Genomic DNA, 15,828 nt, shown 5'->3' on the forward strand with positions numbered 1-15,828 from the left:
TTTAATGTGCCGCTTCAGCGCAGGAAATTCGGCACCTTCTCGCCCTGCGGGCCATAGAGCTTCCGCCCGAGATCGCAGGCCGCCTGCTGATCAAGGGCTGCGATCTCGCGGGCGTACTCCGCGCCCTTGGCGACGATGATGTCGCTATAAGGCGCGCGGTTCATGGCGATGCCGTGCTGGCGTGTCACCATGCCGATGATCAGGTTGTTGGGCTTGAGCGCCGGGCACTTGTTGTTGAGCGCCACGGCGCGCCCGATATGGGTCATGACGTTCTGCTGCCGCTGGGATTGGGCCGCTGCCGGAGCGAGCCCGCCCGCAAGCGTTGCGGCCAGCGAAGTCTCGATGAGGAAGCGCATGGATCATCTCCTTCGCTTCATCATCGATCGCGTCCGTTCTGCCGCGCATCCGCTGTTCTGATGAGGCGATCGGTGAACAATCGCGCCGCTGGCGCGTTGTTTTCTCGAATCCACACTCGCATGAGGAGGTCCCGATGGACTGGAACCGCGTCGAAGGAAACTGGAAGCAGCTCAAGGGCAAGGTCAAGGAGCAGTGGGGCAAGCTGACCGATGACGATCTCGACGTCATCGCCGGCAAGCGCGACCAGCTCGAAGGCAAGATCCAGGAGCGCTACGGCCTCGCCAAGGACAAGGCCCGCAGCGATGTCGATGCCTGGTACGGCCGCCAGACCTGGCAGTGACGGGGCGGCCGTCGATCGGCCATCATGAATTGGCAGAAGCCCGGCGCGATGCGTCGGGCTTTTTGCATGGCGGGCGCCTTGATCGCGGCCGACAACCGGCCGACAGTTACGGCTGTTCGAAGCGGGATGCCTGATGTTCGAGGATCTTTCGGGGAAGACGGCCCTGGTGACAGGTGCGTCCGGTGGGCTGGGGCTGCATTTCGCCAGGCTGCTCGCGCATCATGGTGTGGAGGTCACGCTGGCGGCCCGCCGGCAATCCGCCCTGGATGAGGCGGGCGCGGAGATCGCCAGGGCGGGCGGCAGCGCGAAAGGCCTTGTGCTTGACGTGGCTGACGCTGCCTCGGTCGCGGAGGCGCTCGCGGGCCGGCATTTCGACATCCTGATCAACAATGCCGGCGTCAGCGGTGCCGGGCCGGCCGCTGATCTCTCCGAAGCGGCGTGGGATGCGGTGCTCGACACCAATCTGAAGGGCGTCTTCCTCGTCGCTCAGGCGGTGGGGCGCGGCATGCGCGAGAGCGGCACCGGCGGCACAATCGTCAATATCGCCTCGATCCTCGGCCATCGCGTCGCTGGCGGCGTCAGCGCCTATGCGGCCTCGAAGGCGGGCGTGATCCAGTTGACCAAGGCGCTCGCGCTCGAATGGGCGCGCGATCGTATCCGCGTCAACGCGCTCTGCCCCGGCTATATCGAGACCGACATCAACCGCGATTTCTTCGCGACCGAAGCCGGGCTGCAGCTGATCAAGCGCATCCCGCAGCGCAGGCTCGGACAGCCGGAGGAGCTCGACGGCGCCCTGCTGCTGCTTGCGTCGAGCGCCGGCAGCTACATCACCGGCTCCACCATCGAGGTCGATGGCGGCCACCTCGTTTCGTCCCTGTGAGCACCGCCATGGATTTCGAGATTTCCCCCCGCATCGAGGATTATCGCGCGCGCATCGCGGCCTTCGTCGAGCGCGAGATCCTGCCGCTCGAAGCCGACCAGGCTTCCTACGACGCCCATGGCAACATCGCGTTGCCTTTGCTCGACACGATGCGGGCCAAGGCTCGCGCCGCAGGTTTGTGGTGCCTGCAGCTCAAGCCGGAGACCGGCGGTGCCGGCCTCGGCAAGGTGGGCATGGCGGTCGCTTACGAGGAGATGAACCGCTCGATCTTCGGTCCGGTCGTGTTCAACTCGGCCGCGCCCGATGACGGCAACATGATGGTGCTGGAAGCGCTCGGCACGCCCGAGCAGAAGGAGCGTTGGCTGAAGCCGATCGTCGAGGGCAGGGTCCGCTCTGCCTTCGCCATGACCGAGCCGCATCCGGGCGGCGGCTCCGATCCCTCGATGATCCTGACGAAGGCCGAGCGGCGCGGCGACAAGTATGTGATCAGCGGTCGCAAATGGTTCATCACCGGCGCGGAGGAAGCGAAGCACTTCATCCTCGTCGCGCGCACCTCGGACGATCCGCGCAACGGCCTCACCGCCTTCCTCTTCCATGCCGATCAGCCGGGCTGGCGCATCCTGCGCCGCATCGAGATCATGGGGCCGGAGGAGCATGGCGGCCATTGCGAGATCGAATTCGACGGGCTGGAAATCCCCGTCGAGAGCGTGCTCGCCGGCGAGGGCAAGGGCATGAAGGTGACGCAGGTTCGGCTGGGGCCGGCGCGTCTGACTCATTGCATGCGCTGGCTCGGCCTCTCCAAGCGCTGCATCGAGATCGCCCAGGCCTATGCCGCCGAGCGCTACGGCTTCGGCCAGCGCCTCGCCGATCGCGAGAGCATCCAGCTCAAGCTCGGCGACCTCGCGATGCGCATCGAGATCGGCCGCCTGTTGGTGATGAAGGCGGCGTGGGAGCTTGATCGCGGCGGCTTCGCCCGCAAGGAGGTCTCGATGGCCAAGGTCCAGGTCGCGAACGTCCTGCACGATGCCGCCGATGTCGCGATCCAGGTCAATGGCGCGCGCGGCTATTCCAAGGACACCGTGCTGGAGTGGATCTACCGCTATGCCCGTCAGGCACGATTGGTCGATGGCGCCGACGAGGTCCACAAGATGGTGTTGAACCGCTTCCTGACGCAGGAGGGCCGGGATTTCTGGCATTGGCCCGTGGCCGGTGAGGCGCAGGGCTGAGGCGATGGCAGCGCCGGCGCTTTCCACTGTCGATTTTGATCCGGCCGCCCTGGAGAACCTCCTGCGGGAGCGCTTCGGGGCTGGCGAGCTTGCCCTCGAACGCATCGGCGGCGGCCAGTCCAACCCGACCTATTTCGTCGATTGGGGGACGCGCCGCCTCGTTCTGCGCAAGCAGCCGGCCGGGCCGATCTTGCGCGGTGCCCATGCGATCGACCGCGAGTTCCGCGTGCTCGAGGCGTTGTCGAAGACGAACGTGCCGGTGCCGCGCGCCGTGCTCTTCCATGTCGATCCCGAGCCACTCGGCACGCCTTTCTACCTGATGGAGCGATTGGAAGGCCGGGTTTTCCATGATTGCGCGCTGCCGGGGCTGGAGCCGGCCGAGCGTCATGGTCTCTATCTCGGCATGGCCGAGGCGCTGGCGAAGCTGCATGCCGTCCGACCCGATGAGGTCGGCCTCGGTGATTTCGGTCGGCCGGGCAATTATTTCGAGCGCCAGATCGCGCGGTGGACCAAGCAGCTCCGGGAATCGCCGGGCGATCCGATCCCTGATCTCGACGCCGTTGCCGATTGGCTGCCGGCGCATCTGCCTGATGATGACGGCCAGGTCTCGATCGCCCATGGCGATTTCAGGCTCGGCAACCTGCTCTTCCATCCCGAGAAGCCCGAAGTGATCGGCATCCTCGATTGGGAATTGTCGACGCTCGGTCACCCGCTCGCCGATCTCGGCTATTGCGCCATGCCCTGGCACACGGCGCCCGACGAATATGGCGGCATCCTCGGGCTCGACCGTGCCGCGCTCGGCATTCCCGCCGAGGCCGAATTCCTTGCGCACTACTACGAGCATGCCGTGCCGACGGCGCCGCTCCTGCGCTTCCATCTCGTCTTCGCGCTGTTCCGCTTCGCGGTGATCTTCGTTGGCATCGCCGACCGGGTCCGCGCCGGCACGGCTTCGGCCGCCAACGCGGCCGAGGTCGCGCCGCTCGCCCGGCGTTTCGCAGTGCGGGCGCGCGAGGCGATGGAGGGCCGGAACGCCTCGGTTGAGCAAGACGATGATAGGATTCCCAAGAGCGTCGTCTTCAAAGCCCGATGTCACTCTCAATGAGTTCTAGAATAGATCTAATTTAGATCGATTCAAAACAAGCAGAATTACTTTGCCGTCCCAAGACGGGCTGTGTTAGCGCGAGGGCATCTTCCCCGGCAGGATGCTCTTCCGATGCCCGCTCCCCTTTGGCTTGCCCGTCTGTCTTCTGCCGTCCTGTTCGGCGCGTCCGTGTTGTTTGCGGGTGCCGCCGCTGCCGAAACGATCGAGGTCACCGATCTCGCCGGTCGCGTCGTCAACGTCACCCGCGATCCCCAGAAGATCGTGCTCAGCGAGGGCCGCCAGCTTTATACGCTGGCGATGCTGGACCGCGAGGACCCGTTCAAGCGCGTCGTCGGCTGGGGCAACGACCTGATCGAGAACGATCCGGGCGCTTGGGCAAAATACCTCGCCAAATTCCCGAAGGCGAAGGACATCGCCAACATGGGCAACCCCTATGCCGCCGATGTCAGCATGGAGAAGATCGCCTCGCTCGGCACCGAGGTCTACATCCTCGACCTCTCAAACTACTTCAAGGCGCAGGAGACGGGGCTGCTCGCCAAGCTCGAGAAGGCCGGCATCACCACCGTCTTCGTCGATTTCCGCCAGGACCCGACTCAGAACGTGCTGCCGAGCGTGCAGCTGCTGGGCCGCATCCTCGGCCGCGAGAAGGAGGCGAACGCCTTCGCTGATTACTATCTGCGCCAGACCCGTAGCATCTATGCCCGCGTCGGTTCGATCCCCGACAAGCAGAAGCCGATGGTCTTCGTCGAGCGCGCTGCCGGCCTGCTTCCGTGCTGCGCCACCTTCGGCCCGTTCAATTTCGGCCGCTACATCGAGGAGGCCGGCGGCCGCAACTGGGGCAGCCAGTTCTTCTCGGCCTTCCAGGCGCAGGCCGCGCAGGAAAAGGTGCTCGCCGACAATCCGGACGTCTATTTCCTCACCGGCGCCAACTGGTACGGCAGCAATCCCGGCAGCAGCGCGGTCGCTCTCGGCTATGACGCGACGCCGGAGCAGGTGCAGAAGCAACTGGTGGCGCTGATGAACCGCCCGGGCTTCCAGCAGCTCAAGGCGGTGCAGGGCAAGAAGGTGATGGCCTTCTACCATCAGTTCTACGACATGCCCTATTACTTCATCGCCGAACTCGCCATGGCGAAGGAGTTCTATCCGGACCGGTTCAAGGACGTCGATCCGGAGGCGGTCTTCAAGGAATTCCACGAAAAATTCCTGCCGATCTCCTATTCCGGCGTGTTCTGGGCCAGGCTCCAGTGACGGCGGCCTGAGCGACGATGACCGCGACCCTGCCCATGACGGCAACCGCCACCGGGGACTATCGCCGGCGCAATGCGCGCCGGCTGAAGCTCGTCCTCATCGGCGTCGTCGCGCTCGCCGTCGCGCTGGCGCTCGATGTCTCGATCGGGCCGGGCAATCTCCCGCTCGGCGATGTCCTGCGTACGCTGGTGGATCCGCAATCGGCGGCGCCGCGGCTCTCCGTCATCGTCTGGGATTTGCGCCTGCCGATCGCGCTGATGGCGATGGCGGTCGGCGCCATGCTGGGCTTAAGCGGCGCCGGCATGCAGACCATCCTCGCCAATCCGCTGGCCGATCCCTTCACGCTCGGCGTCTCCGCCGCCGCGACGGTCGGCGCCTCCGTGGCGATCGTCTTCGGCTGGAGCGTCATCCCCGGCGCCGGCCCTTATATCGTGACGGTCAATGCCTTCATCTTCGCGCTGGCCGCCTCGCTCGTGCTGTTCTTCATGACCAAGCTGCGCGGCGTCAGCCCCGAGACGATGATCCTGGTCGGCATCGCCCTGCTCTTCACCTGCAACGCCATCACCGCTTTGCTGCAATACCGCTCCAACGAGGTGCAGCTCACCCAGATCGTGTTCTGGACGCTGGGCAGCCTCGCCCGCGCGAGCTGGGAGAAGGTCGGCGTCGCCGCGCTGCTGATCGCGCTCGCCTTGCCGTTCTTCCTGATGCGCGGCTGGGCGCTGACGGCGCTGCGCCTCGGCGACGAGCGCGCCGAGAGCCTCGGCGTTCGCGTCGACCGGCTGCGGCTGGAAATCCTGATCGCGACCTCGCTGCTGGCGGCGGTCTCGGTCTCCTTCGTCGGCGGTATCGGCTTCATCGGCCTCGTCGGCCCGCATATCGCGCGGCTGCTCGTCGGCGAGGACCAGCGCTTCTTCCTGCCGACGGCGACGATCGCCAGCGCCGTGCTGCTCTCGCTCGCCTCGACCGTCTCGAAGGTGATCACGCCGGGCGTGATCTATCCGATCGGCATCATCACCGCGCTGATCGGCGTGCCCTTCTTCATCAGCCTGGTGATGTCGATCCGCGGCAGGGGAGTCTGAGCCATGGCTTTGCAGATTCGCGACCTCGATTTCCGCTATGGTGCGACACCGATCCTGCAGGGGCTGGGCACTCAGGCCTTGCCGCGCGGCGAGCTCGCTGCGCTGGTCGGCCCCAACGGCTCCGGCAAGTCGACCTTGTTCCGCTGCGCCGCCGGCCTGCTGCGGGCCGAGCGCGGCACGGTCGCGCTCGACGGCCATGACCTCTCGCAGCTCTCGCAGCGTGAGCGGGCGTGCAAGGTCTTCTATCTCGCGCAGGATACCGGCGCGCGCGTCGCGCTCTCGGTCTTCGACATCATCCTGCTGGCGCGCAAAAGCCTGCATCGCGGCTATGCGCTCGCGGCCTCGCCCGAGGATATGCGCGCCGTCGAGGCCGTGATCGAGGAGCTCGGCCTTGCGCCCTTCGCCTCGCGCGATATCGCCACGCTCTCGGGCGGCCAGCGCCAGCTCGCCGCGATCGGCCAGGCGCTGGTGCGCGAGCCCGACGTGCTCCTGCTCGATGAGCCGACCAGTGCCCTCGACGTCCGCCGCCAGCTCGACGTCATGGCGACGATCCGCGAGGCGACGCGTCGACGCGACATCGTCACGGTCGTCGCGATCCACGATCTCTCGCTCGCGGCGCGCTTCGCCGACCGGGTGCTGGTGATGAATGCCGGGCGCATCGCGCAGGCCGGCGCGCCCGCCGAGGTGCTTGCGCATGAGGCGGTCTCGGAGACATATGCCGTCGGCGTGCATCTGGAGCATTCGGCCCGGGGCACGCTTCTGGTCGAGCCCTATATCCAGGTTCACTGAGTCATGTCCGCTCCCTCAACGCACGACAATTTCACCCTGAAGGAAGAGATCCGCGCCTACTGGTCGGCGCGGGCCGAGAGCTTCGATCTCTCCTTCGGCCACGCGATCAAGTCGGACCGCGAGCTGAAGGCCTTTCAGCGCCTGATCGGCGATTCCTTCGGGTCGCAGCCGCTCGACGTGCTCGACCTCGCCTGCGGAACCGGCGAGATTACGCGTGCCCTGCTCTCGCTGAAGCACCGCGTCACCGCGCTCGATTTCTCCGAGGCGATGCTGGAGCGCGCCCGCGCCAAGCATGGCAAGGCTGCCCGCTTCCGCCTCGGCGATGCCGAGCGCCTGCTCGATGAAGACGCGAGCTATGACGCGGCGATCACCCGCCACCTCGTCTGGACCCTGACCGATCCGGAGGCGGCGCTCAGCGAATGGTTCCGTGTCCTGCGTCCCGGCGGGCGCCTGCTGATCATCGACGGCGACTGGGTCAACCGCACGCGCTGGCAGGCGCTGGTCAATCGCTTCGGCACCTGGCTGCGCGCGAAGCGCGGCGCGGCCGTCCACCAGATCGACGCCGATACCCATGCCTCGATCACCAGCCGCTTCTATTTCAAGGATGGCCTGAGCCGGCAGCAGCTCGAAGCGATGCTGACGGCAGCCGGCTTCACCGACATCGTTCCGGCCGACTACATCCAGGTCGTGCGCGAGCAGCAGCGCGCGGCGCCCTTGCATGACGCGATCAGGCTGGCTTCTTCGACCCGTTTTGCCCTTCTGGCGCGCAAGCCTGCCGACGCCGCCGTTTCGCGCTAGAAGAGACGCACAGCGCTGCTTCCTGAGTCGGCGCTGCGCGACAGGAGCGAGCGATGAACGCCAAGCCGGATTGGGACGCCGCGCAATATCTGCGCTTCGAGGACGAGCGGACGCGCCCGCCGGCCGATCTTCTTGCCCGCGTGCCGCTGAGCGAGCCCAGGCGCTGCATCGATCTCGGCTGCGGCCCCGGCAACAGCACGGAGTTGGTCGCCGCCCGCTTTCCCGGCGCCATCAATGAGGGCCTCGATTCCTCGCCGGATATGCTGGAGAAGGCGCGCAAGCGCCTGCCGAACCTCTCCTTCGTTCTCGGAGACGTGAACTCATGGTCGAATGCGGCGGGCTATGACCTGATCTTCGCCAATGCCGTGCTGCAATGGCTGCCGGATCATGCCGCGTTGTTCCCGCGTCTGGCGCGCTCGCTGGCATCAGGCGGCTGCCTGGCCGTGCAGATGCCGAACAACCTCAACGAGCCCTCCCATGTCGCGATGCGCGAGGTCGCGGCCGATGGTCCCTGGGCGGAGAAGCTCGCGAACGCCAAGGCCGAGCGCGCCACGATCGGCTCCTTCGGCGACTATCGGCGTTGGCTTGGTGAAGCGGGCTGCCGCGTCGATATCTGGCAGACGACCTATGTCCATGCGCTCGCCAATCTCGAAGCCATCGCCGAATGGTTCAAGAGCACGGGCCTGAAGCCCTATCTCGACCGCCTGTCGGCCGAGGAGCAGCAGGGCTTCATCGCGCGCTATCTCGAGCGCATCGCGCCGCATTACCCCGTCGAGAGCGACGGCAAGGTGCTGCTGCGCTTCCCGCGCCTGTTCATGGTCGCGGTGCGCGAGGGCTGATCAACCCTTCGCGGCTTCAGCCTTCTTCGCAGCGACATGCTCCTCGTCGGAAGCCCCGGCGCGCCAGTAGCTGACGACGAGGTTCTGGTCGCGCTCCGGCCTGAGCTTGCCGCGCGACGCCGCCCGGATCGCCTTGAACGTCGCATGCTCGGCGGCAGCCCAGAGATAGGTCGAGGGCCCGTCGGCCGGCCAGTCGATCGTCGCGAAGGCGTCCTGCAGCAGCGGCAGGCTGCCCGGCGCTGCCGCGCCGCGATGCAGCCAGGTCAGCGACATGCCGGCCGGATGGCGCAGGGGCTGTTCCTCGCCGGCATCGGCGACCTCGATGAAGACCTGCCCCTTGGCCTGCGCCGGCAGGTTCTCCAGCATGCGTGCGACGGCGGGCAAACCGGTCTCGTCGGCGAGGAAGACATAGCGCTCGGCCGGCTTTAGCCCGCGTCCGCCGGGACCTGCCATGCCGATCCGGTCGCCGGCCTTGGCCCGGAACGCAAAGGCCGAGCCGGGGCCGGCATCCTCGTGCAGCACGAAATCGAGCGCGAGCGTGCCGTTGGCGACGTCGATCTCGCGGATGGTGTACTTGCGCACCAGCGGGCGGATCTCGGCCGGGGAGGGCAGCAGCAAACCGTCATCGCCGACCATCGGCCAGCTCGGCTCGTTCACGCCGACCGGCGGGATGAACAGGCGCACATGCAGCGCGTCGATATGGTCGTAGCGGGCGAGGTTCTCAGCCACGAAGCGGATGCGGGCCATATGCGGCGTGATCCGTTCGACGGCGGTGACGGTCAGGATGCGGAATTCTGGCGGCAGGGCGGGGCCGGTGCCGTCGCCGGTCCAGCGTATCTCCGGCGTGGTGTCCTTCGGGGCGAATTCGATGACATGGCTGGCGATGGCGCGTTTCATGCCGAGCAGGGTGGAGAGGTCCGGCGCCTCGACATGGACATCGAGCGCGGCTGTCGTGAGTTCGATCCGCGCGTGGCTACCATCGAGCGCGATGAGCGTCGTGTCGCCCTGTTCCGTGATGACGGCCTCATGCTCGACGAGATGCTCGCAGAGCGGCTTCAGGACGCCCGCCGGGTTGGCGAGCGTGATCCGGGTCGAGGTGGCCAGCATGGTCGTCTCCGTCAGGGCTTGGGCGCCGCCGCGATCCACAGCGTCCCGTCGAGCGGGATCGCCGAGAAGCGGGCGCCCTCGGCAAGCGTCGCGGCCGGGTCGATATCGGCGAAGCGCTCCGGATGGAGCCATTTCGCGAGGACCTCGATCGCGACGACATGCAGGGGGGTATCGTTGAACAGGTGCCAGAAGCCGAAGGCGCGGCGCTTCTCGATGGCGCTGAGCATCTTGAGCGAGGGCGTGCCCAGCAGCTTGGCGAAGCTTGCGGCCGCATCGGTCTCGCTGACGCCGAGGCCGAGCACGAGCCCGCCGAGCTTGGCCAGATGCGTGCCGCCGGTCGCGATATAGATATCCGGGTCGGCGCCGATCAGCTGTTCGAGGCCGATCTGCCCGGTCGCGCCCGGCAGCATCGCGGCGGCGATGTTGCGCCCGCCCGCGGCCTGGATGAATTCGTTGAACGTGCCCTGCCCGGCCGTCATGCAGCAATCGTAGCCACCGGCATGGGCGTGGATGAAGACGGAGGGGCGCTTCGCGTCGGCGACCCGGCCCGCGATCCGTCTCATCCGCTCTTCATAGAAGGCGATCAGCTTTTCCGCCTGCTCTTGCTGCCCGGTGAGGATGCCGAGCGCCCTGAGGCTCGGCACGGTGTCGCGCAGTGGCTCCAGGAAGAAGTCGACGACCGCGACGGGAATGCCGGCGGCCTCAAGCTTCTCGACGAGATCGCCGGGGCCGCGGCGCGTTCCGGCGAGCGATTTGCTGACCACGACGAGATCGGGGCTAAGCGAAATCGCGCGTTCCAGCGAAAACCCGGCAGCCGTCCCGCCGTCGCCGACGAGCGGGAGCGCATTGATGGCCGGGAAGCGCGCCCGGTAGCGGGCGAGCCCGTCCGGGTTCTGCCGTTCGAGATCGCTGCCCCAGCCGGCGAGGATGCTGACCGGATCGGGATGGATCAGGCCGAGCGCGTTGAGCTGGCGGCCCTGCGCCAGCACGATGCGCTTCGCCGGCGCGGCGAGCTTGACGGTGCGGCCGAGGACATCGGTGGCGACGACCGGCGCGGCGGCCATGGCGGGCAGCACCGGCAGGCTCAAGCCGCCCAGGATCAGCGAGCGTCTGTCGAGCATCATGCTGCCGCCGCCTTGTCCTGGGCCGTGCCGGCGAGCGCGAAGGCCACAGTGCGCGAGAGCATCGATGGGATCACCGAGACATGGTTCTCGCCGGGGAATTCGGTGAAGCCGCAATCGACGCGGCCGGAGGCAGCCAAGCGCTCAACCATCTCGGCGGCATTGTCGCGCATCCGTGCGCGTGCGAGCCGCTCCGCCCGTTGCGGCGTGACGGCGAGGGTGGGTGCCTGCTCATGGCTGCCGACCGTGATCAGAAGCCGCCCGGCAGGGCCGGAGCCGCCACGGCGGAAGGCCTCCTCGCTCGCGAGGATGGCGCGATCCTGCCACCAGATCGAGGGACTGCCGGCGACATGGGCCTCGAACAGGGCGGGCCGGGTGAACAGCGCGTGCAGCACGAACAGCCCGCCATAGGAATGGCCGGCCAGCGCCCGCCGGGCCGGGTCGAGCGGCGCGATCCGCGCGACGGCAGGCAGGATTTCGTCGATGATCGCGCCGAGAAAGCGGTCGGCGCCGCTGGGGACGGGCAGGAGGTCGCGCTGGCGCCGCTCCGCATCGAAGGGCCGTTCATCGGGATAGCCGATGCCGATGACGACGGCGGGGCCGACGCCGGTCGCTTCCGGGCGCTGCGCCTGCAGGCGGGCGGCCGTGGCGGCCACCGGGAACAGTGCATGGCCGTCGACCAGCACGAGGCTTGGAAAACCGCGTGTCGGTGCAGGGCCTTCCGGCACGGAGATCAGCAGCCGGTAGCGCGACCCGTCACGGGCCGCGAAGTCGCGCTGCCAGGCCTGCGGCAGCGTAACGGGCGCGAGGCCGATATCGGGAGGGCTGTTCGGCTGCATCGGCGACCTCACCAGCGATAGGATAGTGTCGCGAGGACCGTGCGGCGCAGGCCGAAGGAGCACTGCGTCGTGCCGTAGCAGCCGGAGATATACTCCTTGTCGAACAGGTTCTGGGCGTTGACCTGCACCTTCCAGCCCTTGAGCGCCGGGCTGGCCGCCGCGAGATCGTAGCTGATCGCGGCATCGACCAGCGTGTAGGCCGATGTGGAGAAGGTGTTGGCGGGGTCGCTGGCGCCGGCACCGACATAGCGCACGCCCGCGCCGAGACCGAGGCCGGAGAGCAGGCCCGTCCGGAAGGTGTAATGTCCCCAGAGCGCTGCGGTATGGCGCGGCACGACGGTCGGGCGCTTGTGCAGGTCGACGCCGCTGCTCTTGGTCACCTCGGCATCGGTATAGGTATAGGCCGCGACGAGATCGAGATTGTCGAACACGGTCGCACGGGCCTCGACCTCGATGCCCCGCGCGCGGACCTCGCCGGTCTGGATCTGGAAGGTCGGATGGGCGAGGTCGGTCGTCGGAACGTTGGTCTGAGTCAATTGGTAGACCGAGGCCTGCAGGAAGGCGTTCATGCCCGGCGGCTCGTATTTGAAGCCGGCCTCGAACTGTTCGCCCTCGGTCGGCTTGAACGGCGTCCCAGTGAAGGTCGTGCCCGCCTGCGGATCGAACGAGGTCGAATAGCTGGCATAGGGCGCGAAGCCGTTGTCGAAATTGTACATCAGCGCGACGCGGCCGGTGCGCGCCGTATCGTCCTGCTTGGTCAGGACGCCGGTGCTCATCGCGCGGGTACGGGCCTCGGCCCGGTCGAAGCGACCGCCGACGACCAGCGAGAGCCGGTCGAGCTTGATCTGGTCCTGCAGGTAGATGCCGTACTGGGCCGTGGTCTGCTTCGTGCCGGCCAGCGCGGGCAGGGCGAAGGGCAGGCGCCCATAGATCGGGTTGGTGTAGTCGAGCGTCTGCACGGTGCCGCCGGCGCCCGTGAAGGCGGTGCCGTCGGTCCAGTAGCCGTCGACGCCGAAGAGCACCTTGTGCGTCAGCGGTCCCGTGCGGAAATCGGCCTGGAGCTGGTTGTCGATGCCGGCGGTGCGCGCCTTCTCGTTCGACATCGTGACGCGGCGGGTCAGCGTCTTCTGGTCGGCCGCGATGCCGCCGACAGCCACCGTCCGGAAGCGCGATTCGAGGTCGGACAGCCGGACGTTCTGGCGGAAGGTGAAGATGTCGTTGAAGCGATGCTCGAAGGCCCAGCCGAGATTGGCCTGGTTGCGGCTATAGCCCTCGAAGCGCGGCTCGCCCGGGAAGAACTCGCTGCGGATGCGGCCGTTGCGGCTCGGCAGGACGGTGCCGACCGCGGGGATGAAGCCGTAGAAGCCGGTCTCGGGGTCGCGCTGGAACGACGCCATCAGCGTGAAGGTCGTCGCGCCGTTCGGCCGATAGGTGACGGAGGGCGCGATGAAGATGCGCTGGTCCTGCGTGTAGTCGACCTGGGTATCGGCCGTCCGGCCGAGGCCGACCACGCGGTAGAGCCAGGTCTTCTGCGGATCGATCGGTCCGCCGACATCGAAGGCCATCTCGGCCCGCTGCCTTTCGCCGATGCGGAGCTGGATCTCGCCGTGCTTTTCGTCGCGCGGGCGCTTGCTGACCATGTTGACCAGGCCGCCGGGCTTGACCTGCCCGAACACCACCGAGGACGGGCCGCGCAGCACCTCGACCCGCTCCAGACCCCAGGGCTCGAAGGAGGGCACGAGGAAGTTGACGCCGCGCAGGTAGCGCAGGCCGTCGAGATTGTTGACGAAGCCGGCGCCGGTTCCGGCGCCACCGAAGCCGCGGATGAAGACGCTGTCATAGCGGCCGCCCGAGGACAGGCGCGTCTCGCCGAGCACGCCGGCGCTGTAGCGCAGGGCCTGGCTGACCGTGGTCGCGCCCTGGTCGTCCATCTGGTCGCGGGTGATGACCGTGATCGATTGCGGCGTCTCCATGATCGGCGTGTCGGTCTTCGTCGCGGTGTCGCTGCGGCGGGCGACATAGCCGTTGACCGGGCCGCTGGCGCGCTCGCCCTGGACCTCGATGGTGTCGAGGCCGATCGCCGTGCCGGCCTGGGTCGCCCCGGCGCCCTGCGCCAGCGCCGTGCCCGCCCCGCCGACGAGGAGAGCGGCCAGCGCCACACCGGCCCGCCCCATCGCGCGATTGCTGCTGTTGATCCCGGTCATGCCTGTATTCCTGCCCCTGGCGCTTCTGGCGCCGCGTCTCCGGGGTTCTTTCAGGAAGGCTGCCAGGGCGGCAACGCGCTTGGCTTTCGATCGCGGCAGTATTTCTTTCGGTCGCGTTTCGAACGCGTCCAAGCAAGAACGGGACGGCGGATTCATGGCCCGGATCAGCGCAGCGCGCTGGGCGCGATGCCGAAACGCTTGCGGAACAGCCCGGAGAAATGGGCCGGGCTGTAGCCGACCTGGAAGGCGGCGACGGCGATGCTGGTCTCTCCGCTCGCGATCATCGCATAGGCCTGCTGCAGGCGCTGCTCCTGCAGGTATTCGAAGACGCTGGCGCCGAATTCCGCCCGGAAGGCCGAGGTCAGCTTGGTCGGGTTGAGCCCGCTTTCGCGCGCCAGCTCCGCCAGGCCGGGCGGCTCGCGCAGGGCTTCGAGCAGGCGGTCGCGGGCGGCATGGACCTGCTCGCGCAGGCGCGGGTTGAGCCGGGCCGGGCGGGTGGGGCGCTCGCCGAGCATCCGATCCAGCACAAGCGCGCCGAGCTCCAGCGCCTTGCCGGCGAGATAGAGGGGGCGCAGCGCCTCGCCGACCTGGCATTCGGCCATCTGCAGCGCCAGCGACCGGATCGGAGCATCGGCCGGACGCACCCAGAAACCCGCCCCGTCGGAGCAGGCAAGGCGCGCGGCCTTTGCGACGTCGGGACCGAATTCACGCGCGACGAAGTCGAAGTCGAACTGTATCAGCGCGCAGCGCAGGGTGCCGTCTGCAAGGCCGGTGCGCTGCTGCATGTGCTCGCCGCCATTGGCGGCGATGAGGATGGCCGGTCCGTCGAGGACGACGGCCGGGCGATCGTCGAGTTCGAGCGCCTGACGGCCTTCGAGCATGACGGCGACCTTCAGCCCCGGCCGCATCGGGCCCACGATCCGCTCGCCCTCCTGGATCAGGAAGGTGCCGGCTGAGAGCGAGAGATTGCGCGAGAACAGCTCCAGGCTCGTGGCCGATCTTTGTGCGGAGCTGGAACCGATATGCATCTCGACCTCTGGAAAGAGGCGAGGCTTATCCGAATTGGGGATTAAAATCAAATAATATCAATAGTTTAAATGGATTCTAAGGTTGCTGTGGCGAGGCGGCGCAGGCTGCGTCGCGCCGCAGGTTCCTGTCGTCTCAAAGATAGGGCGGCGTGCAGGCGCTGACGACGATGCAGCGTTCCGTCCCGATATTGCGGTAGCGATGCGGAATGCGGCTGTCGAAGAGATAGGCATCGCCCGGCTTGAGCACCCTGATCTGGTCGCCGACCGTGACCTCCAGTTCGCCCGACAACACCACCCCCCCTTCATGGGAATCGTGCTTGAGCATGGCGATGCCGGTATCGGCGCCGGGATCGTAGGATTCGTGCAGGATCTGCAGGTTATGAGCCTGGGCATCCCCGACCTGGCGGAATGACATCTGTCCCCGGCTCTCGCCGCCATTGACCTGGTGCAGGCGCGAGGTCAGGTCGAGCAGGTCCGGCGCCTCGAAGAAGACTTTGTCGCGCGGCGCTCGCGCCTCGTCAAAAAAATTGACCATGGTCATCGGGATGCCGTCGAGGATCTTGCGCAGCGACGCGACCGACGGGCTGTTGCGATTCTGCTCGATCAGCGAGATCAGGCTATGGGTCACCCCGGAGCGAGCTGCGAGCTCGCGTTGGGAAAGTCCGGCTGCCAGCCTGATTTCCTTCAGCCTTCCGCCGACATCAAAGCTCATAGTCGCTCCGTTTCCCCATTCTGCGCGCCTTGTCTTTCCTGCGCGTCATGCAGGGCCCGCCTGTGCGCGGCCCTTGCCATGTTCAATATTCTGAGCAATGCTGCCGGAAAGCCATAAGAAAATAGTGTCATGGGGAACAGGCGGAGTGGCATAGTTTTA

The 15,828-nt window shown here is 67.2% G+C and carries 16 protein-coding genes; 9 read left to right on the top strand and 7 right to left on the bottom strand.

The window, feature by feature from the left end; all coding sequences use genetic code 11:
• Positions 1 to 14: 14 nt before the first annotated feature.
• A complete protein-coding gene (locus FHT98_RS13095) occupies positions 15 to 356 on the bottom strand; it encodes a hypothetical protein (RefSeq protein WP_142114297.1) in 342 nt (113 codons plus the stop codon).
• Between the two features lie 134 nt (positions 357 to 490).
• On the opposite strand from FHT98_RS13095, the gene FHT98_RS13100 reads away from it, so the two are divergent.
• The 9 genes from FHT98_RS13100 to tam all read left to right on the top strand — a co-directional run bounded on the left by FHT98_RS13100 (position 491) and on the right by tam (position 8,658).
• Positions 491 to 697: a CsbD family protein gene (locus tag FHT98_RS13100; RefSeq protein WP_047573131.1), complete on the top strand. Its 207-nt coding sequence runs from the start codon at positions 491 to 493 to the stop codon at positions 695 to 697.
• A 133-nt stretch (positions 698 to 830) separates the two neighbouring features.
• On the top strand, positions 831 to 1,577 hold the full coding sequence (locus FHT98_RS13105; RefSeq protein WP_142114298.1) for an SDR family NAD(P)-dependent oxidoreductase: 747 nt from the start codon (positions 831 to 833) through the stop codon (positions 1,575 to 1,577).
• Between the two features lie 8 nt (positions 1,578 to 1,585).
• Positions 1,586 to 2,803 carry an acyl-CoA dehydrogenase family protein gene (locus FHT98_RS13110; protein ID WP_142114299.1) on the top strand — a complete coding sequence of 406 codons (1,218 nt, stop codon included), beginning with the start codon at positions 1,586 to 1,588 and terminating at the stop codon, positions 2,801 to 2,803.
• Positions 2,804 to 2,807: 4 nt separating this feature from the next.
• Entirely contained in the window at positions 2,808 to 3,905 is a 1,098-nt protein-coding gene (locus FHT98_RS13115) for a phosphotransferase family protein (protein WP_142114300.1), read from the top strand.
• A gap of 111 nt (positions 3,906 to 4,016) precedes the next feature.
• Positions 4,017 to 5,153 (top strand): ABC transporter substrate-binding protein, encoded by a 1,137-nt coding sequence (locus tag FHT98_RS13120; protein ID WP_061970905.1) that lies wholly within the window; start codon positions 4,017 to 4,019, stop codon positions 5,151 to 5,153.
• 17 nt (positions 5,154 to 5,170) lie between these two features.
• A complete protein-coding gene (locus FHT98_RS13125; RefSeq protein WP_210244366.1) occupies positions 5,171 to 6,232 on the top strand; it encodes a FecCD family ABC transporter permease in 1,062 nt (353 codons plus the stop codon).
• A gap of 3 nt (positions 6,233 to 6,235) precedes the next feature.
• A complete protein-coding gene (locus FHT98_RS13130; protein ID WP_142114301.1) occupies positions 6,236 to 7,021 on the top strand; it encodes an ABC transporter ATP-binding protein in 786 nt (261 codons plus the stop codon).
• A 3-nt stretch (positions 7,022 to 7,024) separates the two neighbouring features.
• Complete coding sequence (locus tag FHT98_RS13135; RefSeq protein WP_142114302.1) at positions 7,025 to 7,819, top strand: class I SAM-dependent methyltransferase; 795 nt, start codon at positions 7,025 to 7,027, stop codon at positions 7,817 to 7,819.
• Between the two features lie 53 nt (positions 7,820 to 7,872).
• Positions 7,873 to 8,658, top strand: a complete 786-nt coding sequence (gene tam, locus FHT98_RS13140; RefSeq protein WP_142114303.1) for a trans-aconitate 2-methyltransferase — start codon at positions 7,873 to 7,875, stop codon at positions 8,656 to 8,658.
• On the opposite strand, the gene FHT98_RS13145 is transcribed toward tam, so the two are convergent.
• The 6 genes from FHT98_RS13145 to FHT98_RS13170 all read right to left on the bottom strand — a co-directional run bounded on the left by FHT98_RS13145 (position 8,659) and on the right by FHT98_RS13170 (position 15,669).
• Positions 8,659 to 9,765: a siderophore-interacting protein gene (locus tag FHT98_RS13145; protein WP_185745146.1), complete on the bottom strand. Its 1,107-nt coding sequence runs from the start codon at positions 9,763 to 9,765 to the stop codon at positions 8,659 to 8,661.
• Between the two features lie 11 nt (positions 9,766 to 9,776).
• Positions 9,777 to 10,889, bottom strand: a complete 1,113-nt coding sequence (locus FHT98_RS13150) for an ABC transporter substrate-binding protein (RefSeq protein ID WP_210244368.1) — start codon at positions 10,887 to 10,889, stop codon at positions 9,777 to 9,779.
• Positions 10,886 to 11,725: an alpha/beta hydrolase gene (locus tag FHT98_RS13155; protein WP_142114305.1), complete on the bottom strand. Its 840-nt coding sequence runs from the start codon at positions 11,723 to 11,725 to the stop codon at positions 10,886 to 10,888. Before FHT98_RS13155 ends, FHT98_RS13150 begins: the two co-directional genes overlap by 4 nt.
• Before the next feature lie 8 nt (positions 11,726 to 11,733).
• Positions 11,734 to 13,929: a TonB-dependent siderophore receptor gene (locus tag FHT98_RS13160; protein WP_142114306.1), complete on the bottom strand. Its 2,196-nt coding sequence runs from the start codon at positions 13,927 to 13,929 to the stop codon at positions 11,734 to 11,736.
• Positions 13,930 to 14,093: 164 nt separating this feature from the next.
• Positions 14,094 to 14,957 (bottom strand): helix-turn-helix transcriptional regulator, encoded by an 864-nt coding sequence (locus tag FHT98_RS13165; RefSeq protein ID WP_142114307.1) that lies wholly within the window; start codon positions 14,955 to 14,957, stop codon positions 14,094 to 14,096.
• Between the two features lie 133 nt (positions 14,958 to 15,090).
• Positions 15,091 to 15,669, bottom strand: coding sequence for a cupin domain-containing protein (locus tag FHT98_RS13170; protein WP_061970888.1), 579 nt, complete (start codon positions 15,667 to 15,669; stop codon positions 15,091 to 15,093).
• Positions 15,670 to 15,828: the final 159 nt, after the last annotated feature.

Source organism: Allobosea sp. AK1 (assembly GCF_006714945.1).
GTDB lineage: Bacteria > Pseudomonadota > Alphaproteobacteria > Rhizobiales > Beijerinckiaceae > Allobosea > Allobosea robiniae.